Here is a 20,739-nt window from a genome sequence, read left to right on the forward strand (position 1 = left end):
GCCTTGTCAGCCTTCGGGGATGACGGCGATGCCCTGGATCTCGATCAGGGCCTCCTTCTGCCACAGGCGCGAGACGCCGATGCCCGCCATCGCGGGATAGTCGGTTCCCGCCATGTCCCGCCAAAGGCGGCCGATCTCTCGGCCGTTGGCCATGTAGTCGTCCACGTCCGTGAGGTAGATGGTCACGCTGACCAGGTCCTGCGGGCGGCCGCCGGCCTCCGCGAGGGTGGTGAGGACGTTGGAGAAGGCCTGCCGGAACTGCTCCACGATGCCGCCGGGAACGATGTTCATGTCCTGGTCCAGCGCGGTCTGGCCGCCGAGGTAGACCGTGTTGCCCGCGAGCACGCCATGGGCATAACCGGAGGGCTTGGGCAGCGACTGCGGGTTGACGATCGTGTGGGCCGTGGGGGTGTGAGTGGTCATCTCGTTCTCCTGGTGGAAAGTTTCCGATAGGGGCTTCCGTGCATCGATTTGGTCGTGCTACGTTGATCGTATGTGACGGCCGTAAAAAAGTCGACATAGAACTTTCGAAGGAGAACCGATGAAACTGGCCACTTTGCGGATCGACGGCGGCACCGTCGCCGCGGCCGCCGTCGAGGGCGGATTCGCCCCGCTTCCGGCGACGGACGTGGGGGAACTGATCGCGCAGGACGGCTGGCGGGAAATCGTCGCCGCCACGCTCGCGGGCCGCACCGAAGGGGCCGGTCCGGCGCTTATCGACGAGGCCACCGCCGACTTCGCCCCCGTGGTCCCGCGCCCGGCCAAGGTCGTGTGCTGCGGCCTCAACTACTCGGACCACATCCTGGAAATGGGCCGCGAGCTGCCCGCGCACCCCACGCTCTTCGCGAAGTTCGCCGACACCCTCGCCGGCGCGCAGGACCGCATCGACGTCGTCGGCAGCGAGCGCGTCGACTGGGAGGCCGAGCTGGCCGTCGTCGTGGGCGCGGAACTGCGCAACGCCAGCGAGCAGGAGGCCGCCCGGGCGATCGCCGGATACACCGTCGCCAACGATGTTTCCATGCGCGACTGGCAGCACCGCACGCTGCAGTGGTTCCAGGGCAAGGCCTTCGACGCGAGCACGCCGATCGGCCCGGTCCTGGTCACCGCCGACGAGTTCGGCGCCGCCCCGACCTTCCGGGTCCGCGGCTACGTCAACGGCCAACTCGTCCAGGAGGGGGACACCGCGACGCTGGTCTTCGGGCCCGCGCGCCTGCTCGCGTACGTTTCCGGCTTCACCACCCTTCGCCCCGGCGACGTCGTCCTGACCGGCACTCCGGGAGGCGTCGGCGCCGGCATGAAGCCGCCGCGCTACCTGGCCGACGGCGACGCGCTGGCCACCGAGATCGACGGCATCGGCCGGCTCGAGAACATCATCAACCTGAATTCCGCATCGGTGCCCGCCGCCGCGGTCCACGCATAATTGAGAAGGAGCACACCATGACCACCACCAGCGAGTACCTCCTCGAAGGCGACAACAGCCTGTACGCGTCCGAAGGCGGCAAGGTTGTCCCGGTCGTCACCCGCGGCGGCCAGGAGGACACCAACACCGCCCAGTCCGGCGACTGCATCCGCGTCTCCGGCGTGTCGATCCAGCACACCCCGGCCACCAAGATCTGGTTCGGCCAGGTCTCCAACGTCCCCGGCTACCGGTCCCTGCCGCACCACCACGGCGAGGCCGAGACCGGCGGCTACGTCCTGCGCGGGCACGGGCGCATCTACTTCGGCGAAAACTACTCCGAGTTCATCGACATGAAGGCCGGCGACTGGGTCTTCGTGCCCCCGTTCATGCCCCACGTCGAGGCCAACATGTCCGTCACCGAGGAACTGGTCTGGCTGACCGCCCGCACCCCGGAGAACCTCGTCGTCAACCTCGAAGACGTCGCCGACGAGACCCTCGCCGACTACCGGAGGGCCTAGTCATGGAAGCCACCGCCCTGGATACGGGATCCCCGATCGCCGGGCCGGACACCTCCGGGACGTTCCTCAAGGCCATCGAGCTCACCGAGGTCGACGGACCGGCGGACCGCTCCTTCGAGGCCACGACCCAGTACGTCCCGTGGCCCAAGGCCTACGGCGGGGACATGGTCGCCCAGGCCGCGGCCGCGATGATCCGGTCCACGGGCACCGACCGGGCGCTGCACTCGATGCACAGCTACTTCATGCGTCCGGTCGACATCGGCGCACCGGTCCGTTACGACGTCGAAATCCTGCGCGACGGGCGTGGCTACTCGACCCGCTCGGTGCGCGCGGTCCAGGGCGGCAAGACCGCCTTCGCCGCCATGGCATCCTTCCAGGTCCCGGAGGAGGGGCCGGACTTCCAGCAGCCGGCCCCGGCCGCCGTCGAGCCCGGATCGCTGGAGACGGCCGCGGCGGTCCTGGCCGGAACCGCGGGCCCGGCCGCCGAATACTGGGCGCACGGGCGCAGCTTCGACATGCGCCACGTGCCCGGTCCGGTGTACGTGGAGACCGACGGCGGCGCGGTGCCGGCGCAGGCGGTATGGGTCAAGGCGTTCGACGCCCTGCCGGACGCCGCGGACCCGAAGGCGACGGCGGACCTGCACCGCACCGCGCTGGCCTACGTCTGCGACTACACCATCCTCGAGACGCTGCTGCGCGTGCGCGGCCTGCACTGGTCCAGCCCAAACCTGGCCACCGCCAGCCTGGACCACGCCATGTGGTTCCACCGCGAGGCGCGCGCCGACGAGTGGGTCCTGTACGCGCAGGACGCCGTCTCCGGCCAGTCGAACCGGGGCCTGGCCATGGGACGCTTCTTCGACCGTTCCGGACGCCTGCTCGCCACCGTCGCCCAAGAAGGCATGATCCGCGGCTAGCGCCTACCGGGCTCCCACGCCTCGCTTCGCTCGCCGCGGGTCCCTCGCCCGCTAGACAGCCCCCACCCACCACGAAAGGAACGGCCATGCACCTGACGCCATCGGCCCACGTGGACACGTTCACCCGGGACAACCTTCCGCCCGCCGAGCTGTGGCCGACGCTGGAATTCACCCTCCCGGAGCTGCAGTACCCGGACCGTCTCAACGCCGCCACGGCGCTCATCGACGAGCCCACGGCCCGCCACGGCGCCGACCGCCCCGCCCTGCGCACCCCGGACGGCACCATCTGGACCTACGGGCAGCTGCTCGAGCGCTCCAACCAGGTCGCCCGCGTCCTGACCGAGGACCACGGGATCGTGCCCGGCAACCGGGTGCTGCTGCGCGGCCCGAACAACCCGTGGCTGGTCGCGGCGTGGCTGGGCGTGCTCAAGGCCGGCGGCGTCGTCGTCACCACCATGCCGATGCTCCGCTCCCCGGAGGTCGCCACCCTGATCGGGCTCACCCGGCCCGTCCTGGCGATCACCGACCACCGCTTCGCCGGCGAGATGGACGCCGCCGCGGCCCCCGCTGGCCTGCCGGTGCTGCGCTACGGCTCCGCCGACGCGGCCGACCTGGTGCAGGTGGCCGCCGCGAAGGACGGCACGTTCGAAAACGTCGCGACCGCGGCGGACGACGTCGCACTGCTCGGCCCCACTTCCGGGACCACCGGCGCGCCGAAGGTGACCATGCACTTCCACCGCGACCTGCTCGCCAACGCGGACACCTTCGCCCGGCACATCCTCCAGCCCACCCCCGAGGACGTCTTCGCCGGCTCGCCGCCGCTGGCGTTCACCTTCGGCCTGGGCGGACTGGTGGTCTTCCCGCTCTACTTCGGCGCCTCCGTGCTGCTCACCGAGCGCGCCGCGCCGGTGGAGCTGGCCGAGCTGGCCGCCGAGGCCGGCGTGACGGTGCTCCTCACCGCCCCGACCGCCTACCGCGCCATCATCAAGGAGGGCCGCGCCGACCTGCTCTCGCGGCTGCGGATCGGCGTCTCGGCCGGCGAGCACCTGCCGAAGGACACCTGGGAGGCCATCGAGGCCGCCTCCGGCCTGCGGCTGGTCAACGGCATCGGCGCCACCGAGCTGCTGCACGTGTTCATCTCCGCGTCGGGCGAGGACATCCGGCCCGGCGCCGTCGGCCTCCCGGTCCCCGGGTTCCGCGCCAAGGTGGTGGACGAGGACGGCAACGAGGCGCCCGCGGGGGTGCCGGGCCGCCTGGCCGTGATCGGCCCGACCGGCTGCCGCTACCTCAGCGACGAGCGCCAGCGCAGCTACGTGCAGGACGGGTGGAACCTCACCGGGGACACGTTCCTGCGCGACGAGGACGGCTACTTCGTCTACCAGGCGCGCTCGGACAGCATGATCGTCTCCTCCGGGTACAACATCGGGGCGCCGGAGGTGGAGGCGGCCATCGACCAGCACCCCGACGTGGTGGAGAACGCCGTGGTGGCCCGCCCGGACGAGGAGCGCGGCAGCGTCGTCTGCGCCTTCGTGGTCCTCCGCGAGGGCGTCGTCGGTGACGCGGCCAAGCGCAAGGAGATCCAGGACTTCGTCAAGGCGACCATCGCCCCCTACAAGTACCCGCGGGACGTCCGCTTCGTGACGGAACTGCCCCGCAACCCCAGCGGCAAGCTGCAGCACTTCCAGCTGCGCGAGGCGCTCAAGCAGGACAACGACTCAAATCTCGCCGGCGCGGGCCGGGCCTAGGAAGGAACACAGCCATGAAGATCGCAATTGTTGGCGGCGGCCCCGGCGGGCTCTACTTCGCCGCACTGATGAAGCAGCTGGACCCCGCCCACCAGATCACCCTGTGGGAGCGCAACGCCGCCTCCGACACCTTCGGCTTCGGCGTCGTCTTCTCCGACGAGACGCTCGGCGGGATCGGCAACGCCGACCCGGTGGTCGCCGACTACATGTCCCGCCGCTTCGCCCGCTGGGCGGACATCGACATCCACTTCAAGGGCGAGCAGCTGACCGTCGGCGGCCAGGGCTTCGCGGCCATGAGCCGCAAGGAGCTGCTGGAACTGCTCCAGCGCCGCACCCTGGAACTGGGCGTGGACGTGCGCTTCTCCACCCCGGCCCCGCCGATCGAGGAGCTGGAGGCCGGCTACGACCTGGTCCTCGCCGCGGACGGCGTGAACTCCCAGATCCGCGCCAAGTACGCCGAGGACTTCCGCCCGAACCTGGACGTGCGCTCGAACAAGTACATGTGGCTGGGCACCGACCAGGTGTTCGAGGCGTTCAAGTTCTTCGTCAAGGAGACCGACGCCGGCACCATGCAGATCCACGGGTACCCGTTCTCCGACGCGGGCTCCACCTTCATCGTGGAGATGCATGAGGACGTCTGGCGCCGGGCCGGCTTCGACGCGACCGAAAACACCGCCTTCCCTCCCGGCGTCTCCGACGAGGCGGCGGTGGCGAAGATCCGCGAGATCTTCGCCGCGGAACTGGGCGACTCCGAGCTGCTGACCAACAACTCCAAGTGGCTGAACTTCACCACCGTCCGCAACGGCAGCTGGCGCCGCGGCAACGTGGTGCTGCTCGGCGACGCCGCCCACACCGCGCACTTCTCCATCGGCTCCGGCACCAAGCTGGCCATGGAGGACTCGCTGGCGCTGGCCGCCTGCCTGCACGAGCACGCGGACCTGGACACGGCCCTGGAGGCCTACGAGACCGAACGCCGTCCCGTCGTCGAGTCCACCCAGCGCGCCGCGCAGGCGTCGCTGGAGTGGTTCGAGTCGATCGGGCAGTACAGCGACCAGGACCCGGTCCAGTTCGCGTTCAACCTGCTGACCCGTTCGCGGCGCATCACCCAGGAGAACCTGCGCCTGCGCGACCCCGAGTTCGCCCGCCGCGTCGAGGAGCGCTTCGCGCACAGCCAGGGCCTGGGCGACGTCGTCCCGGCCATGTTCCAGCCGCACGCCATCGGCGGCCTGACGCTGAAGAACCGCATCGTCGTCTCCCCGATGGACATGTACTCCTCGGTCGAGGGCGTGCCCACCGACTTCCACCTGGTCCACCTGGGCTCCAAGGCCATGGGCGGCGCCGGGCTGGTCATGACCGAGATGGTCTGCGTCTCCGAGGAGGGACGGATCACCCCGGGCTGCAGCGGCCTCTACACCGACGAGCAGCGCGACGCCTGGTCCCGGGTGACCGAGTTCGTGCACAGCCGCTCCACCGCCAAGATCGGCGCGCAGATCGGCCACTCCGGGCGCAAGGGCTCCACCCGGCTGATGTGGGAGGGCATCGACCGGCCGCTGGAGGAGGGCAACTGGGAGACCGTCGCCCCGTCGGCCCTGCCCTACGGCGAGGAGAACGCGGTGCCGCGGGAGATCGACCGGGCCGGCATGGACCGCGTGGTCGCCGACTTCGTCGCCGCCACCCGCCGCGCCGAGGACGCCGGCTTCGACCTGCTCGAGGTCCACGCCGCGCACGGGTACCTGCTCTCCTCCTTCCTGTCCCCGGTCACCAACCTGCGCACCGACGAGTACGGCGGCAGCCTTCAGAACCGGCTGCGCTTCCCGCTGGAGATCTTCGACGCGGTGCGCGCCGCCTGGCCGGCGGACAAGCCGCTGACCGTGCGCATCTCGGCGACCGACTGGGTCGAGGGCGGCAACACGGCCGACGACGCCGTGGAGATCGCCCGGGCGTTCGTTGCCCACGGCGCCGACGGCATCGACGTCTCCAGCGGCCAGGTCACCCCGGAGGAGCGGCCGCAGTTCGGCCGCAGCTACCAGACTCCGTTCGCTGACCGGATCCGGCAGGAGGTCGCGGCTCCCGCGGGCGTGACGGTGATCGCGGTGGGCGCGATCTCCTCCTACGACGACGCGAACTCCGTCCTCCTGGCCGGCCGCGCGGACCTGGTGGCCCTGGGCCGCACCCACCTGTACGACCCGCAGTGGACGCTGCACGCGGCGGCGGAGCAGGAGTACCGTGGCGAGGGCGCCGAATGGAGCGAGCAGTTCCGCGCCGGCCGCCGCAAGCCGCCGAGCGCGCGCACCGACGCGGTCCGCCCGCGCCTGTCGCTGCTGCGCGAACCCGACGTCGCGGAGAACCCGCACCTGCGGTGGCGCCCGCAGGTCTCGGCCGGGGTTCTGTAGGCCGGCGTCCTGTAGGACGACGACGGCAGGCCGGCAAGGCTCTCCGGAACGACTGCGGTGGCCCGCACGCGTGCAGCGTGCGGGCCACCGCAGTCTGTGCCGCGCGTGGCGATACCATGGGCGGATGCCCAACGCCGGGCCGCGAGAGGGAGGTTCGATGCAGTCCAAGCCGCTCCACCAGGAACTGGTCGTGACGCTGTACGGGCTGTACGCGCGCGAAACCGGCAGCCTGCCCGTCGCCTCCCTGGTGGCCCTGCTGGCGGACCTGGGGGTGGAGAACGGGGCCGCGCGGTCCACGGTCTCGCGCCTGAAATCCAAGGGTGTGCTCGAACGCCGGGCGGACCCCGGCCCGGCCAGCTACAGCCTCTCGGCGTCCGTGATGGACGTGTTCCGCGCGGACGATGCCCGCATCTTCGCTCCCGAACGCTCCCGGCGCGGGGATCCCTGGGCGCTGGTCGTGTTTTCCGTCCCGGAGGCCGAGCGCAACCGCCGCTACGAACTGCGCAGCGAGCTGGCCAGCCTCGGGTTCGGGTTCGTCGCCGGAGGGGTCGCCATCGCGCCCTCGACCGTGCTGGACCAGGCCATCCAGCGGCTGCGCGAGCGCGGCCTGCTGGGCTACATCGAATACTTCACGGCGCAATATGGTTCCGTGCCGTTCGGCTCGGCGCCGAACGGCGAGGGGGATGCCCTGCGGGAACGCGTCCGGCAGTGGTGGGACCTGGAGGGGCTCGACGCCCAGTATGCGGAGTTCATCGACGACTACGCCGGGGAGCTGGAGCGCTGGAAGGCCCGGCCGGAGCAGGCGGAGACGCAGCAGTCTGGGACACAGCCAGCCGGGACAAAGCAGGCCCGGACAACGGAAGTGGCCCGCCTCGACGAGACGGGCCACAGTGATGCGTTTTCCACCTATGTGCCCCTGCTGACGCGGTGGCGGCGCTTCCCCTACCGCGACCCCAACATCCCGCTGGAGCTGCTGCCGGTCGGCTGGAAGGCGCCGCGCGCCAAGGCGCTGTTCCTCGAGCTGCACGGCATGCTGGCCGCGCCGGCGGAGCATCACGCGCGAAGCGTGCTGGCCTCGCTCGCCTGAACCCGCGCCATCCACTCCAGAACCCCTTGCCAGGCACCGTGTCCGGGGTCGATCGCGTCGCGGTGCCCCAGCCGGTGGAGGAGCACCGCGTCCACGGGGTCGTCGGCCTCCAGCGCGGCGGCCAGGAAGTCGAGCGTGTGCCGCACGGGCACGCGGTCGTCGTCGCTGCCGTGGACCAGTAGGGCGGGCCGCCCCACGGGCAGACGGGCGATCGGCGAGGCGTCGGCGTAGCGCGCCGGATCGACGGCGGGGCCGCCGCCGAAGTACTCCGCGGCGGCGGCCTCCCCGAGCGCTTCGGCGTGGGTCCGTGCCGTGTCGGTGACCGGCGCCAGCGCCACCACCGCGTCGAGCGGACCGCCCGACAGCAGCGCGAGCTGGCCGCCGACCGAATGCCCGATGCCCACCATGGGACCCACGGGTCCCCTCTGCGGATCCCGCCGCGCGGCGTCGGCGAGCGCGCAGGCGGCGCGCACGTCGTCGAGGGGGAGCGGCCACACCGCACCCGGCCCCCGGCGATACTCGACGTTCGCGACCTCCCAACCGGCCGCGGCCAGGCTCCGGGAGAGCGGACGCATGAGCTCCAGGGTGTGGCGTTCCCGCCAGAAGCCGCCATGGACCAGCACGGCCATGCCCCGCCGGGGCCCCTCCGCCGGGACGAACTCCACGAACTGGTCCGGGTGCTCGCCGTAGCGGACGATCTTCTGGGAATCCGCGGCCACGCCTAGGCTCCCGGGACGGCGCCCGGCGGCAGGAAGTCGACGTCGTGCAGCGCCGAGCGGCGAACCACCTCGTCGGGGTCGGCGAGGTTGTGCAGCTGGTCGAAGAGCTGGCTGAGCTTGCCGGAGGGGCTGACCCAGAACAGCGCCTTGCCCGCGCCCCCGGCCCGGTTGTAGTAGGCGTGGGGCAGGCCCATGGGCATGCGGACCGTATCGCCGGGTCCGGCGGTGGTCCACTCGCCGTCGAGGTACAGGGTGTAGACACCCTCAAGCACATGGATGTGCTCGTCCTGGGTGGGGTGCACATGCGGGGGCACGCCGGTCCCGGTGGGATCCAGCGAGAGCCACGCGAAGCTCGTCGAGCTCTCCGCCTTGGCCAGGTAGGTGTGGCCCAGCACGTTCCACGTCTTGTTGCCCATGGCCTCGCTCGCCAGGGTGATGCCCTTGGGCAGGTCGCCCAGAACGATCTCTTGCTCTTGCCTGATTTCCACGACGGATCCTTTCTCGCTTCGGTGGCGGCCCACGCCGCCGGAGACGAGAGCCAGCATGGCAGGAGAAATCCGAATATGCAATGACTATTGCGATCGCCAAATCTAGTACATATGATGGGCGTCACACTCGGGTCGATGCCGATCCGCCGGCCGCACGCCCCGTTCCGGGGCCGCCATTTCCAGCTTTCTCCACAGACTGAAGGGCCACTATGAGCACTCAGCAACAGCACACCGGCATGTCCGTCCACACCCTGGGGACGGGAGGGGGGCCGATTGTTTCCGGCTCGCGGGCCGGCACCAGCACGGCCATCCGCGTCGACGGCGCCACCTACGTGATCGACTGCGGCATGGGCAGCATCAGGAACTACAGGACCTCCAGCGCGTGGGAGGACCTCCGCGCCGTCTTCCTCACCCACCACCACTCGGACCACGTGTACGACCTCGGCGCGTTCCTGGTCACGGGGTGGCAGGTCCCGGGGGAGTCCTTCAGCCGGCCCGTCCGGGTCTACGGCCCCGGCCGGCCGGCGCGGATCCCGGCCGAGAGCCCGGAGCATGCCCGGGAGATCGACGAACGCGTCGCCGGGCGGACGATGGCCGGAACGGCCGAGATGGTCGACGCCCTCCTGGACCGGGTGTTCGCCTCCGACATCGCGATCCGCATGGCCGACGAGGGGCGCGACGAGCCGCACGGCTGGGTCAGCGGGCACGACATCGAGATCCCCGCCTCGGCGCAGGCGGACCCGGTCCTGGCCCGACACCCGCGCATGGAGCCGTTCGAGGTGTACCGCGACGAGCTGGTTACGATCAGCGCCATCCTGGTCGACCACCGTCTCTGCTACCCGGCGTTCGGCTTCCGGGTGGACTCCGCCTACGGGTCCGTGATGGTCTCCGGCGACACCGCGGTGTCCGAGAACTGCATCCGCCTGGCCCAGGGGGCGGACCTGCTGCTGCACGAGGTCATGGACCTGGACGCGATCCTGGCGACCCTGCCCGAAGGGCCCAAGCGCTCCGGGATCGAGGTCCACCTGCGCGAATCCCACACCTCGTTCGACGACGTCGGCAAGGTGGCGCGGGCCGCCGGCGTCGGGCGGCTGGTGCTCCACCACATCGTGCCCAACACGCCGGGCGCGGCCGACACCGCGAAGATGGCCGCGGCGGCGGCCCGCGACTTCGGCGGTTCCGTCACCGTGGCCGAGGACAACGACGTGTTCCTCGTCGGCGAGCGCGGCATGTCTGGCGGCCCGTCCCGCGGGCTGGACCTGACCGGGGCGGTGTCCGCATGACCGCCGCGAAGGACCTGCAGGAGCAGGTTCCCGCGCACACGCTCCGGGCCGCGATCGCGCACGGCCGCATGAACCGGAGGGCGTGGATCGTCACCGGCATGCTGGTGGTGTTCCAGATCATCAACTTCGCGGACAAGGCGGTCCTGGGCCTGGTGGCCGGCCCCGCCATGCGCGAACTCCAGCTCTCGGCCGGCGAGTTCGGATTCATCGGCAGCGCGTTCTTCTTCCTGTTCGCCATCGCGGCCGTCGGCGTCGGATTCCTGGCCGGCCGCGTGCCGACCCGCTGGATCCTGCTCACCATGGGCGTCTCCTGGGCCGTGCTGCAGTTCCCGATGCTGTTCGGTGGCGGCGCCGCGGTCCTGCTGGTCACCCGCATCCTGCTCGGCGGGGCGGAGGGGCCGGCCACCCCCATCACGTTGCAGCACGTCCACGGGTGGTTCCCCGCACGGGAGCGCGGCCTGCCCAGCAGCATGGTGGCCATCGGCTCGACGCTGGGACCGATCATCGCGGCGCCCGTGCTCGCCGGGATCATCGCCCACCCGGAGCTGGGATGGCGCTGGGCGTTCGGCTTCCTGGGCATCGTCGGCTTGGTGTGGTCCGCAGTGTGGTTCCTTGTCGGCCGGGACGGCCCCTACAGCCACAGCCGGGCCCGGACGGGAGCTTCCGGAGCCGCGGGTTTGGGGGCCGCGGATTCCGGTTCCGCGGTTTCCGGGCAGGCGCCTTCCGAGGCCGCGCTGTCCGGGGCCGACGACGGCGCGCCCGGAACCGTCGCGGCGGGGGAGGACCCGGCGTCGTACGCCGGGGGAGAAGGCGCGGAAGCCGACCCGGCCGACCGGGTGCGGAGCACCCTGCGCGGGGGCCGCGGCAGCGTCGCCGACGTCGCCGACCTGCTGGGCGTGGTGCCCATCCTGCGCGTGATCGGGAGCAGGATGTTCGTCATCGCCGTCCTGGCCGGCGCGGGGTGCTTCTGGGCCCAGGGCTTCCTGACCACGTGGGCGCCGCAGTACCTGGCCGCGGCCGTGGAACTGCCGCCGGGGGCCATCGGGCTGGTCTCGACCTTCCCCTGGGTGCTGGGCGCACTGGCCCTGCTCGCCCTCGGCTACGCCTCCCGGTTCCTCATGCGGCGCGGCGTGACGGTCCGCTGGGCCCTGGGCGCGCTGTTCGGGGCCACCCTGCTGGCCTCCGGCGTCTGCTTCCTGGTCCTGCCCGCCGTCGACGGCGTGGTGGCGGTGGGCGTGATGACGGTCGGGGCGGGACTGGCGATGATCTACCCGCTGGCCCCGACGGCCGTGGCCTTCACCGTCTGCTCCCGGCAGCGGGCGGCGGTCATGGCGACCCTGACCGGGCTCGCCTCGATCGGGGGCGTCGTCTCCCCGGCGATGGTCGGCCTGCTCATGGATTCGGCCGGCTACGTCCCGGCCCCCAAGGGCCAGCCCGTCCCGGTGGAGATGGTCATGGCGCTGATCGACGGCATGAACAGCGCCTTCTGGATGATCGGCCTCTACCTGCTGGTGGTCGGCGCCGCCAGCATCCTGATGCTGAACCCGGACCGGACCGCGCACCGCCTGCAGCGCTTCGCGTACAACGGATAGCCTCACGCCACGGGGCCCGCCGTTTTGGCGGGCCCCGTGGCGTGCATGGGCTGTTAGTCCTCCACCCACTCCAGCAGGTCGCCGGGCTGGCACTCCAGGACCCGGCAGATGTTCTCCAGGGTGCTGAAGCGGATGGCCTTGGCGCGGCCGTTCTTCAGCACCGCCACGTTGGCCGGGGTCAGGCCGACCTTTTCGGCGAAATCGCCCACGCTCATCTTCCGCTTGGCGAGTTCGACGTCGATGCGCACCACGATGCCCATCAGATCACCGCTTCCATGTCGCTGCGCAGGGTGGTGGCCTGGCGCAGCAGTTCGCGCAGCACCAGCATCAACAGCACGATGACGGCCCCGCCGACCACGAACACGAAGAGCAGGAGCGGCGCGCCGGGATCGTCCGCCGTGAAGCCGACGACCAGGAACAGCGCGCACAGCAGGGTCCAGGCCACCAGGACCGCCCACACGATCGCGTTCACCCAGGCCGTGGCGGCCCCGCTGAAGATGCGGTCCCGCCTGACCAGCGTGAGGAGCTTCCACGTGCTCACGATGACCACCTGGGCGCAGAGCAGTTCCACCACCGCGAACGCGGTGAGCGGCCACTGCAGGTAGGCCCGCTCGGGCGACTCCTGGGCCATGTGGGCGAACTGCCCAGGGAAGGACATCGTCTGGAGCAACAGGAGGAGGGCGAAGGCGACCACCAGCAGGATGCGCAGGGAGGTGACCGCGAATTGCGTCATTTTCATGCATTGAGTTTCGTTTGAAATCTATCGAAAGTCAATTGATCGCAGGGTGACCTTCGTTTCTTGCGCACTACGGAGCACGACGGCGGGGCAGTAGAGTCCGCTCATGGAAAACGCCTTGGGGGAGTGGACGGATTTCAACCTCGCCATCGCCGGCGCCGGGGCAGCGCTGGCCGGTCTGCTGATTGTGGCCATGTCAGTCAACATCGCCGAGATCCTGAAGACGGCCACGCTGCCCGCCCGTGCCGGCGCCTCGATCGGCGCGCTGACGCTCGGCCTGGCCGCTTCCTGCCTGGGGCTGATCCCGGGCCAGCCGCCGTGGCTGCTGGGTCTGGAGATCCTGGCCGGAGTGGCGCTCCTGTGGCTGCTTGAGGTGTTCGCCGTCCGGGCGATCCTGCGCGAGGAGGGACAGCGAGCCGACACCCGCGTGATGAAGGCAGTGGTGGGGATCCTGCCCCCGGTGGCGTTCACCGTGGGCGCGGTGATGCTGGTGGCGGGTGCGGACACCGGATACGTGTGGGTGGGTATCGGCAGCGTCCTGGCCATCGTGGGCGCGGTGCTGTTTTCCTGGATCGCCTTGGTGGAGATCCTGCGCTGAGCGTGTTGTTAAACCCTTGGTGGGTTTTGCCGACCGGTTGAACGGCTGCTTTGACGCGGTTTTTGTGTCCCTTTGGGCGTTCCGGAGCGGAGTGCGCGGGTTCCGGACATTGCACGCTCGGTAATCGCCGGTGTGATGTAAAGGAGGCCCGCGGCGGCTTCCGCCGCGGGCCTCCTTTCTAGCCTGCGCTGACGTCGGCTCCCTCTGCCCGCGCTTGTCCTGCAATTCTGCGTGCCAGAAGGGCCATCACCACTACGGCCATCACTACGGGAACGCAGGATGCGGCCACAACCGCCTGAGCCGACTGACCTGTCGCAAGCATTAGTCCGCCGGCAGCTGGGCCGACGATGGAGCCCACCCGGCCCAGGGCTGCCGCCCAGCCAACACCTGCTGTCCGTGAAGCTTCTGAATAGGCACTTACCGCAACGGCGGCCTGACCGACCATGCTGCTGGCAAGTCCGGCTCCAACGCCCGTGAACAGAAGAAGCAGGAGCACCGGGCCGGGTGTGATGAATGAGACCAACATGAGGAAGGCAATGGCCAATGCCCCGGCGACAATGAGCATCCGGCTGGTGGGGAATTTGCCAGCAAAAATGATCAGCATTGAAGCACCCAGGATGCCTCCGATACCCAACGAGGCGGCTCCGAGCGGTGCCATTGAGGTACTGAAGCCAAAGTGCAGCAACAGGGTGGGAAGCCAGGAAGAGAAAGCGTAAAAGGTAGTGAAGATCAGGAAGGCGAAAGCCCACAGGAGCAATGTGCTGGGGGTTCTTCCACCGGCGAACAGGCTGGCGACACCCGAATTGGACCGTTGGTCATGATCGGTCGTGACACGGACATTGGGAATCCGGAAGTACATGATTGGCAAGAGCGCGACGGGCAGTATGGCTCCAACCCAAAAGATTGATTGCCATCCGTAAGCGCCGGCCAGCTTGCCGCCGCTCAGCCCGGCAACAAGCGCACCGGCCGACAGGCCCATGGTCACAAGGACGGCGAGACGCTCCCGGGTGCGGGCCGACGATCCGAGGGTCGCCAGCGAAACGGCTGACGGCAGTACGGCACCCAATCCAAAACCGGTAACCAGTCTCGCCACGGCCATCATGGTGATTTCGCTGGAAAGTGCGGTCAACGCTGACCCGACGGCGAAGATGGCTGTACCGCCTATCAGCGTGAGCCGCAGTCCAAGCTGGGCGGAAATCCTCGAACAGGCAATGTAGCCGATGACCACACCGGCATTTGTTGCGATCAGGGGTGTAGTGAAGCTCGCTGGCGCTACCCCCCATGCGGCTGAAAGGGCGGGTATCGACAGACCCATCGAGGCAGTGTCGAATCCATCCAAAACCACAGCAAGAAACGCGAGCACAATGACCGCCCACCGTATGGGCTGCACAGCTTGAAGGTGTGCCGTATCTTCCGTGAGGGAGGTCGGCCGAAGGGGTCGACTATTCATATTTGTTTGGCGCTTTCTCTTCGGGATCGATTTCGCCCAAGCGGGCTGGTCTATGGCGGGGAACTACGCCCCGATTCGGGGGAGCAAGCCGCCGTCGAATTCACCGTGGCTGACACGTCCGTCGACAACTGTCAGGAGCACTTCGATGGCAGCGATGGCTTCGCCGGCAACCGTGCGCGGATCTTTGGACAGGACCACCAGATCCGCCAGCATTCCCGGGGCCAGGGTGCCCAGCCGACGTTCGGCATTCGCGCACCACGCACTGCCAGCCGTATACATGCCCAGGGCCTCCTCCGGCGAGATGGCGGACTCGAGGCCCAGAACCCCGGCTGATCTGGTGGCGCGCGTAACGGAAGCCTCAATTCCCGCCAGCGGCTCGTAGGGGGCAACAGGACTGTCCGAGCCACCACCGACGGGCTGCTCGCAGAGAGCCAAGTAGTCCGCCAGCGGAGCAATTGCAGCGGCTCTTTCCCGGCCCAGATACTCGGCAAAGCCGCCCCCCAAAGCGAAATGAAGCGGCTCCTGGGCGGCGATCCCGGCACCAACGTTGTTGAGGCGATCCCAATGCTCAGGCTGGGGGTAGAGCATATGAATAAGGGTCCATCGTTGACCCTTCAGGGACGTCTCGGCGTCCGCCTTTTCATAGGCGTCCAGAACCATATCTATGCCCGCGTCCCCTACGCAGTGGGCGCCCACGGGTAAGCCGGCACGATTTGCGGCCTTGCAGAGGCGTTCAAGGTCTTCAGGATCAAGGAAGGGTTTGCCTCGGGGGTGGTGAACGTCGTCGACGCGCTGGTACTGGTCGCGGTAGTAGCCGGTTTCCACGCCGCCGTCCACGCAGATTTTGACGCCGATGGTGCGCGCCCAACTGTCCTCGCCGTCGACCCGGACATCTCCGGATTCAATCATGCGTACGGCAGCGGCAACATCAGTCCGCGGTGGCGGGACGCGCCAGAGCATAGAGACTCGAATTTGAAGCTCAGAAGAGTCAGCCAGGTCACGGTACAACTGCATTTCTTCCAGTGTCAGGGCGGGGTCAATTACCGAGGTGATTCCGGCCTGGCTGTAGGAGCGCTGGACCCTTCTGAGAGCTTCGCGATACTGGTCCCGGCTAGGTTTCGGCAGCGCATCGAGCAGATCCGTGACGTGTGCATTTCCGATGATCTGCCCGGTAAGGCGGCCGTCTTGGCGCACATATGTTGCACTTGCCGGGGGGAGGGAATCTTCGTCTATCCCGAAGCGCTCCAACGCCGCGCTGTTCAAGACGATGTTGTGGCCCCCTCTGCGGAGCACAAGAGGGTTTGCAGGGCAAGCCTCATCCAGTTCCACCCGGGAAGGCATGCGTCCCTCCTGAAGCCTGCTCTCATGCCAGTCGCCCGCCGATATCACCCATTCGCCCTGGGGGGTGTCCTCCGCTTGGGCGCCCAAAACCGTCAGCAGCTCTGGGATGTTCCGTGCAGTGGACAAGGTGGGGATCAGCATCCCGAGCCCCGTCATCAACATGTGATTGTGCGAATCATGGAATCCCGGGCAAATGAACCGTCCCTTCGCATCCAGCAGGATCGTCTTAGGTCCAATGAATGGTTCCGCTTGCTTGTCGTCTCCGACAAACACAATCTCGCCGCCCCGCACAGCTAACGCGCTGGCGGAGGTTTGCTCGGGATTCATGGTGAGCACGACTGCACCGCTGATGACAAAGTCGGCTGGTCCGACAGCGGGTAAAGAATCGTTGCTTTTCATGGAGGCCTTCCCAAATCTTCAAGCTGAGGGCCCGGTGCGCTAGCTGTCCGCGGCACGGGACAGGGTCGGTAGTAGCGGATGCCATCAGCGAATGGTTGTGCAGAATTTTTGACTATCGTCACCAAAGTGCGATACCTCTCATAAGGTACCGGGCGTCTAGTGAACATGCAATGGGTCAATCCCCTTTTGGTATTCCACCATCTCCGCGAGGCAGGGAAATTCTGAAGATACTGCGGAATTTGCGGAGCAGGCGCCGGGTAAAAGTAAAGTTGGTATACCATCAACCCAAAGGGGACGATCATGGAAGAAAAATGCCCAAGGCCCCCCGGGCGTCACGGATCCCGTGTGTCATCCAAATCCATCTGGGTCCTCATGGCCTTGATCCTCGTTTCCATCAATCTCCGGCCGGCGATCACCACGGTTGCAGGGGCCGTGGGTCAACTGGAAAAGGGGCTCGGGATGGATGCCCAGCTGATTCCTCTCCTGACGGCGCTTCCAGCACTTGCTTTCGGAGTCTCCGCACCTTGTGGGCCGTGGCTCGCCCGGCGCCTCGGGGCCGGTCGAGCTGTCGCGGTGGCGATGCTGATGCTGGCGGCGGCCCTAACGGCCCGTGTGCTGGCTCCTGTCCTTATGCTCCCCGGGACCCTATTGGCGGGCGTGGCGATAATGGCGGCAAGTGTGCTGTTGCCGCAGATCATCAAAGCCAACCAAGGCACCGGGTGGTGGACTGGGCTTTGCAGCATGAGCTTCGGTCTTGGAGCGGCGCTAGGTGCGGGGCTGATCCAGCCGTTGCAGCACCTCTGGGGAGGAAGCCTGACATGGGCACTTGCAGTGTGGGCTATTCCGGCCCTGCTGGCCGCAGTACTTTTCCTCGGCCATGGCGGCGTCCGGACAGCACCCGTGGATTCAACCGTCTTCTCTCCGGCATCAAACTCCGTCCCCACTGAAGTCATGACTACGGGAGCCCCTGCGCGTTCTTCCGCCTATCGGGGGCTGCGCCAGCAGGCTACTGCCTGGGCGGTGATGGCGTTTTTCGGGCTGCAGGCGATGCTGTACTTCGCCGTCACCTCGTGGCTGGCGGTGTTCCTCGTTTCGAAAGGAATGACAGCCGGCGACGCTGCTGGGTTGCTGGCCTGGTTCAGCGTCGCTGGTCTTCCCGCCAGCCTGATGGCTCCGGTCCTGGCAAGTCGCCCAGCGGTGCTGAAGGTCATGGCGCCCGGGGTGGGCGTGTTGATCGCCGCTGCATTGTTCTGCGTACTGACGGTTGGGGGCGAGCTGCAGTTCCTTATGGTGGGCGTTTTGGGTGTTGTCCAGAGCGCCGCATTCGGGCTTGGCATAGCGCTGGTTGTGGTCCGATCGGCGGGACCTCAGGCCGCGGGGAGGCTTTCGGCCATGAGCCAGGGGCTCGGCTTCGCCCTCGCATCTCTGGGGCCGTTGGGCGCCGCGCTGCTGCATGATCTGACGGGCAGTTGGGACGCTACGTTCTGGGGGCTGGCAGGCATATCTTTGCTGCTGGCGCTGGCAGGGTACTTTGCAGTGACTGGAAAAATTGTGTCCGTCGGTGACAGCGGCGTGCCTGCCCGCGAGACGCAGTCGGCTGACGTCGGCCGCTAGCCATCCAAAAACAATTGCAGGTCCCCAGAGGAGCTGGCTGACCGCCCTGGTCGGGTGTGGATCCTGGCCAGCCGGCTCGCGGCCACGCCTGTCCTGTTTGAGGCCACGCTGCCGCTCATGCCCGCGGACGCCACTGACCGCTGGTTCTCATGCTGGTCAGCATCGTTCAGGTGACCAAGGCCTACGGCCGCCGTCACATCGGCACCCTCATCCCAGAACCCGCTCCCGCCCGGCCTGGCCGCCTCCTGCCTGGGGCTGATCCCGTGCCAGCCGACATTGCTGCTGCTGGCGGGTGTGGACACCGGATACGTGTGGGTGGGCGTCGGTAGCGTCTTGGCGATCGTGGGCGCGGTGCTGTTTTCCTGGATTGCCCTGGTGGAGATCCTGCGTTGACCGACTGCATCCGGGGCGCCACTGTTCGTGCAGCCCGGTGCGCTGCCGGCCGGGCTGCCTGCCGGAGATCAGGCGCTGCCGGGAGTCCTTCCCTACTTTGCCGGTCGGGGCAGCCCCGCCCGCCCCATCGCGTCGGTGTAGGCGTCGACCATATCCACGAACCACCCCTCTTGCTGGGTGCCGTTTCCGATGAAGGAGCGGTCGCCGGTGGAGCGGACCTTGTAGACCTTGATGCCCCGTTCCCTCAGAATGAGGTCCCCGCCGGTCTTGCTGAGTTCGTCGATGAGGTTCTGCGCGTAGCCGCCGTGCGCGACGATGGCCGACACCCGCGGAACTTCGGCAAGGAACCTGCGGAAGGGCCGTACCCCCTGCTTGGTCTGGGCAAGGGTCAGCTTCATGCCTGCCTCCGCCGGCAGTTCCCACGGATAGGCGTTCCATAGGATGCCGTGGCGAGGCTGAAGGCCGGCGGCCTCATAGACCTCGGCAAGCCGTGCGGCGGTGGGGTCGTCGTTCTCCAAGGACAGGAACCCGGAGGACGTGCCCGGGCCGGGCGCGATCTGCAGGGAGATGATCCGCGCGTCGTCGACGTCGTGCACGGGATCCACCAAGGGGACCCTGGAGCCGGGGACGCCGTCCTGCAGCTCTTGGCAGAGCAGGGTCACAGGCTGGATGTTTTCTTCGTGGATGCGGGCTTCCGCGTCCTTCACGTACGACGGCGACGACATGTTGCGCATTCTTGGTCCCTTTTCCAATTCATCTTGTTGCAGATGGGGTTCGACTTCTGGGCCAATTGCGGCACGGTTCTTTGCCGCTTCTTGGATGGCTGTCTCAGTCTTTGTTGACCGTTCGGAGGAGCGACAAGTGTGGTTCGCCGTCCCCAACCCTAGAGGCTCCGGACGACCCTCGCCGGGTTGCCGACCGCGACGGCGTTGGCCGGGATGTCCTTCGTGACGACGGATCCGGCGCCCACCACGGAGTTGTCGCCAATGCTCACCCCGGGCAGCACGATCACGCCGCCACCCAGCCAGACGTTGTCGCCGATGGTGATCGGCTCCGCCGCCTCGAGCTTGTCCCGACGCTGCTGCGGATCCAGCGGATGGGTGGGCGTCAGCAGTTGCACGTTGGGTCCGATCTGGCAGTCCTCTCCGATGGTGATCGGGGCGACATCCAGGGCCGTCAGGTTGAAATTGACGAACGTGCGGGCTCCGATCGAAAGCTGGTTCCCGTAGTCGACGTACAGGGGTGCCCGAACCTCGACGTCGTCGCCCACCTGCCCCAGGAGTTCCTTCAGGACGCTGCGCGCACCGGCAGGGTCCGCGAGAAAGGCGGCCGTGTAGGCGGCGGCCAGCCGGGCGGCCCGGTGGTTTGCCCGCGCCAGTTCGGGGTCATCGGCGATGTAGAGGTCGCCGTCCAGCATCCGTTCGCGCTGGGACCGCGGGTCCGCGCCAAAGTAGTCCGTCATGCTTTCGAGCCTACGCCGGTACCGCGGGGGACCGGGAGCTGCCTGGACCCTTGGACCGCCTCCGTCGCCTGAAGCGTGAGGTAAGGGATTCCCAAGGTCCGCGTACCAAGGCCTACTGGGGAGGCCAGATGTCGTGGAACAGGAAGGAGTCCGGCCATGTACGCAGGCATCGTCGGCCCCGGTGACGATGCCACCGATGGCGAATGCGCCATCGCCTACGAGGCCGGCAAGCTGCTCGCCCAGGCCGGCGCCGTCGTCGTGACCGGCGGACTGGGCGGGGTCATGGCCGCGGCCAGCCAAGGCGCCTTCGAGACTGGCGGAACGACGGTCGGGCTGCTGCCGGGCAGCAGTCGCAAGGCGGCAAATCCCTATCTGACGGTGTCCCTCCCGACCGGGCTGGGGGAGATGCGCAACGCCCTGCTGGTGCGCTCCTGCGACGGCATCATCGCTGTCGGCGGCAGTTGGGGGACCGCCAGCGAAATCGCGCTGGCCTGCCGGAGCGGGGTGCCGGTGTTTTCGATCGGCGGGTGGGAGTTCCCGGCGGAAGGTCCGGTCCGGGTGGCTTCCGCGGAGGAGGCGGTGCGGCGGCTTCTGGAGGTCACCCAGCC

20 protein-coding genes and 1 pseudogene are annotated in these 20,739 nt (G+C 68.3%); 11 read left to right on the forward strand and 10 right to left on the reverse strand.

From position 1 onward, the window contains the following. Positions 1-6: 6 nt before the first annotated feature. Complete coding sequence (locus ABD912_RS07390) at positions 7-423, reverse strand: RidA family protein (RefSeq protein WP_345149684.1); 417 nt, start codon at positions 421-423, stop codon at positions 7-9. A 118-nt stretch (positions 424-541) separates the two neighbouring features. Here ABD912_RS07390 and ABD912_RS07395 point away from each other — a divergent pair, with 118 nt between their 5' ends. From ABD912_RS07395 to ABD912_RS07420, 6 genes are all read left to right on the forward strand, one after another. Further along, positions 542-1,420, forward strand: coding sequence for a fumarylacetoacetate hydrolase family protein (locus ABD912_RS07395; protein WP_345149686.1), 879 nt, complete (start codon positions 542-544; stop codon positions 1,418-1,420). A 17-nt stretch (positions 1,421-1,437) separates the two neighbouring features. Further along, complete coding sequence (locus tag ABD912_RS07400) at positions 1,438-1,917, forward strand: cupin domain-containing protein (protein WP_345149688.1); 480 nt, start codon at positions 1,438-1,440, stop codon at positions 1,915-1,917. A gap of 2 nt (positions 1,918-1,919) precedes the next feature. After that, on the forward strand, positions 1,920-2,831 hold the full coding sequence (locus ABD912_RS07405; RefSeq protein WP_345149691.1) for an acyl-CoA thioesterase: 912 nt from the start codon (positions 1,920-1,922) through the stop codon (positions 2,829-2,831). Between the two features lie 86 nt (positions 2,832-2,917). Further along, the gene (locus ABD912_RS07410) at positions 2,918-4,576 is read left to right on the forward strand and encodes an AMP-binding protein (RefSeq protein WP_345149692.1); all 1,659 of its coding nucleotides are present in this window, start codon (positions 2,918-2,920) and stop codon (positions 4,574-4,576) included. A 14-nt stretch (positions 4,577-4,590) separates the two neighbouring features. Continuing rightward, positions 4,591-6,969: a bifunctional salicylyl-CoA 5-hydroxylase/oxidoreductase gene (locus ABD912_RS07415; RefSeq protein WP_345149693.1), complete on the forward strand. Its 2,379-nt coding sequence runs from the start codon at positions 4,591-4,593 to the stop codon at positions 6,967-6,969. A gap of 157 nt (positions 6,970-7,126) precedes the next feature. Continuing rightward, entirely contained in the window at positions 7,127-8,056 is a 930-nt protein-coding gene (locus ABD912_RS07420; protein ID WP_345149695.1) for a PaaX family transcriptional regulator, read from the forward strand. Here ABD912_RS07420 and ABD912_RS07425 read toward each other — a convergent pair. Then, positions 8,023-8,775: an alpha/beta hydrolase family protein gene (locus ABD912_RS07425; protein WP_345149697.1), complete on the reverse strand. Its 753-nt coding sequence runs from the start codon at positions 8,773-8,775 to the stop codon at positions 8,023-8,025. The genes ABD912_RS07420 and ABD912_RS07425 overlap by 34 nt on opposite strands. Before the next feature lie 2 nt (positions 8,776-8,777). Next, on the reverse strand, positions 8,778-9,263 hold the full coding sequence (locus ABD912_RS07430) for a cupin domain-containing protein (RefSeq protein WP_345149699.1): 486 nt from the start codon (positions 9,261-9,263) through the stop codon (positions 8,778-8,780). Positions 9,264-9,472: 209 nt separating this feature from the next. On the opposite strand from ABD912_RS07430, the gene ABD912_RS07435 reads away from it, so the two are divergent. Beyond that, positions 9,473-10,546: an MBL fold metallo-hydrolase gene (locus ABD912_RS07435; RefSeq protein WP_345149701.1), complete on the forward strand. Its 1,074-nt coding sequence runs from the start codon at positions 9,473-9,475 to the stop codon at positions 10,544-10,546. Then, positions 10,543-12,138 (forward strand): MFS transporter, encoded by a 1,596-nt coding sequence (locus tag ABD912_RS07440; protein ID WP_345149702.1) that lies wholly within the window; start codon positions 10,543-10,545, stop codon positions 12,136-12,138. Before ABD912_RS07435 ends, ABD912_RS07440 begins: the two co-directional genes overlap by 4 nt. 53 nt (positions 12,139-12,191) lie before the next feature. On the opposite strand, the gene ABD912_RS07445 is transcribed toward ABD912_RS07440, so the two are convergent. After that, positions 12,192-12,398, reverse strand: coding sequence for a helix-turn-helix domain-containing protein (locus tag ABD912_RS07445; RefSeq protein WP_345149703.1), 207 nt, complete (start codon positions 12,396-12,398; stop codon positions 12,192-12,194). Beyond that, positions 12,398-12,877 (reverse strand): DUF2975 domain-containing protein, encoded by a 480-nt coding sequence (locus tag ABD912_RS07450; RefSeq protein ID WP_345149704.1) that lies wholly within the window; start codon positions 12,875-12,877, stop codon positions 12,398-12,400. Before ABD912_RS07450 ends, ABD912_RS07445 begins: the two co-directional genes overlap by 1 nt. A 103-nt stretch (positions 12,878-12,980) precedes the next feature. Here ABD912_RS07450 and ABD912_RS07455 point away from each other — a divergent pair, with 103 nt between their 5' ends. Next, the gene (locus ABD912_RS07455; protein ID WP_345149706.1) at positions 12,981-13,472 is read left to right on the forward strand and encodes a hypothetical protein; all 492 of its coding nucleotides are present in this window, start codon (positions 12,981-12,983) and stop codon (positions 13,470-13,472) included. A gap of 178 nt (positions 13,473-13,650) precedes the next feature. Here ABD912_RS07455 and ABD912_RS07460 read toward each other — a convergent pair whose 3' ends face one another. Next, the gene (locus tag ABD912_RS07460) at positions 13,651-14,922 is read right to left on the reverse strand and encodes an MFS transporter (protein ID WP_345149708.1); all 1,272 of its coding nucleotides are present in this window, start codon (positions 14,920-14,922) and stop codon (positions 13,651-13,653) included. A 63-nt stretch (positions 14,923-14,985) separates the two neighbouring features. Next, on the reverse strand, positions 14,986-16,662 hold the full coding sequence (locus tag ABD912_RS07465; RefSeq protein ID WP_345149710.1) for an amidohydrolase: 1,677 nt from the start codon (positions 16,660-16,662) through the stop codon (positions 14,986-14,988). 345 nt (positions 16,663-17,007) lie between these two features. Here ABD912_RS07465 and ABD912_RS07470 point away from each other — a divergent pair, with 345 nt between their 5' ends. Next, positions 17,008-18,276, forward strand: a complete 1,269-nt coding sequence (locus ABD912_RS07470) for an MFS transporter (protein WP_345149712.1) — start codon at positions 17,008-17,010, stop codon at positions 18,274-18,276. Positions 18,277-18,761: 485 nt separating this feature from the next. Here the strand turns inward: ABD912_RS07470 and ABD912_RS07475 are convergent, their stop codons facing one another. Both ABD912_RS07475 and ABD912_RS07480 read right to left on the reverse strand, forming a co-directional pair. Beyond that, positions 18,762-19,394 (reverse strand): uracil-DNA glycosylase family protein, encoded by a 633-nt coding sequence (locus tag ABD912_RS07475; protein WP_345149714.1) that lies wholly within the window; start codon positions 19,392-19,394, stop codon positions 18,762-18,764. A gap of 158 nt (positions 19,395-19,552) precedes the next feature. Continuing rightward, positions 19,553-20,131: a sugar O-acetyltransferase gene (locus ABD912_RS07480; protein ID WP_345149716.1), complete on the reverse strand. Its 579-nt coding sequence runs from the start codon at positions 20,129-20,131 to the stop codon at positions 19,553-19,555. Positions 20,132-20,287: 156 nt separating this feature from the next. Here ABD912_RS07480 and ABD912_RS07485 point away from each other — a divergent pair. After that, positions 20,288-20,614: pseudogene (locus tag ABD912_RS07485) on the forward strand (TIGR00725 family protein); the annotation flags it as partial. On the opposite strand, the gene ABD912_RS07490 reads toward ABD912_RS07485, so the two are convergent. After that, a complete protein-coding gene (locus ABD912_RS07490) occupies positions 20,500-20,733 on the reverse strand; it encodes a hypothetical protein (protein WP_345149991.1) in 234 nt (77 codons plus the stop codon). The pseudogene ABD912_RS07485 and the gene ABD912_RS07490 overlap by 115 nt on opposite strands. Between the last annotated feature and the right edge of the window lie 6 nt (positions 20,734-20,739).

Source organism: Arthrobacter ginkgonis, assembly GCF_039540195.1.
Lineage (GTDB): Bacteria > Actinomycetota > Actinomycetes > Actinomycetales > Micrococcaceae > Zafaria > Zafaria ginkgonis.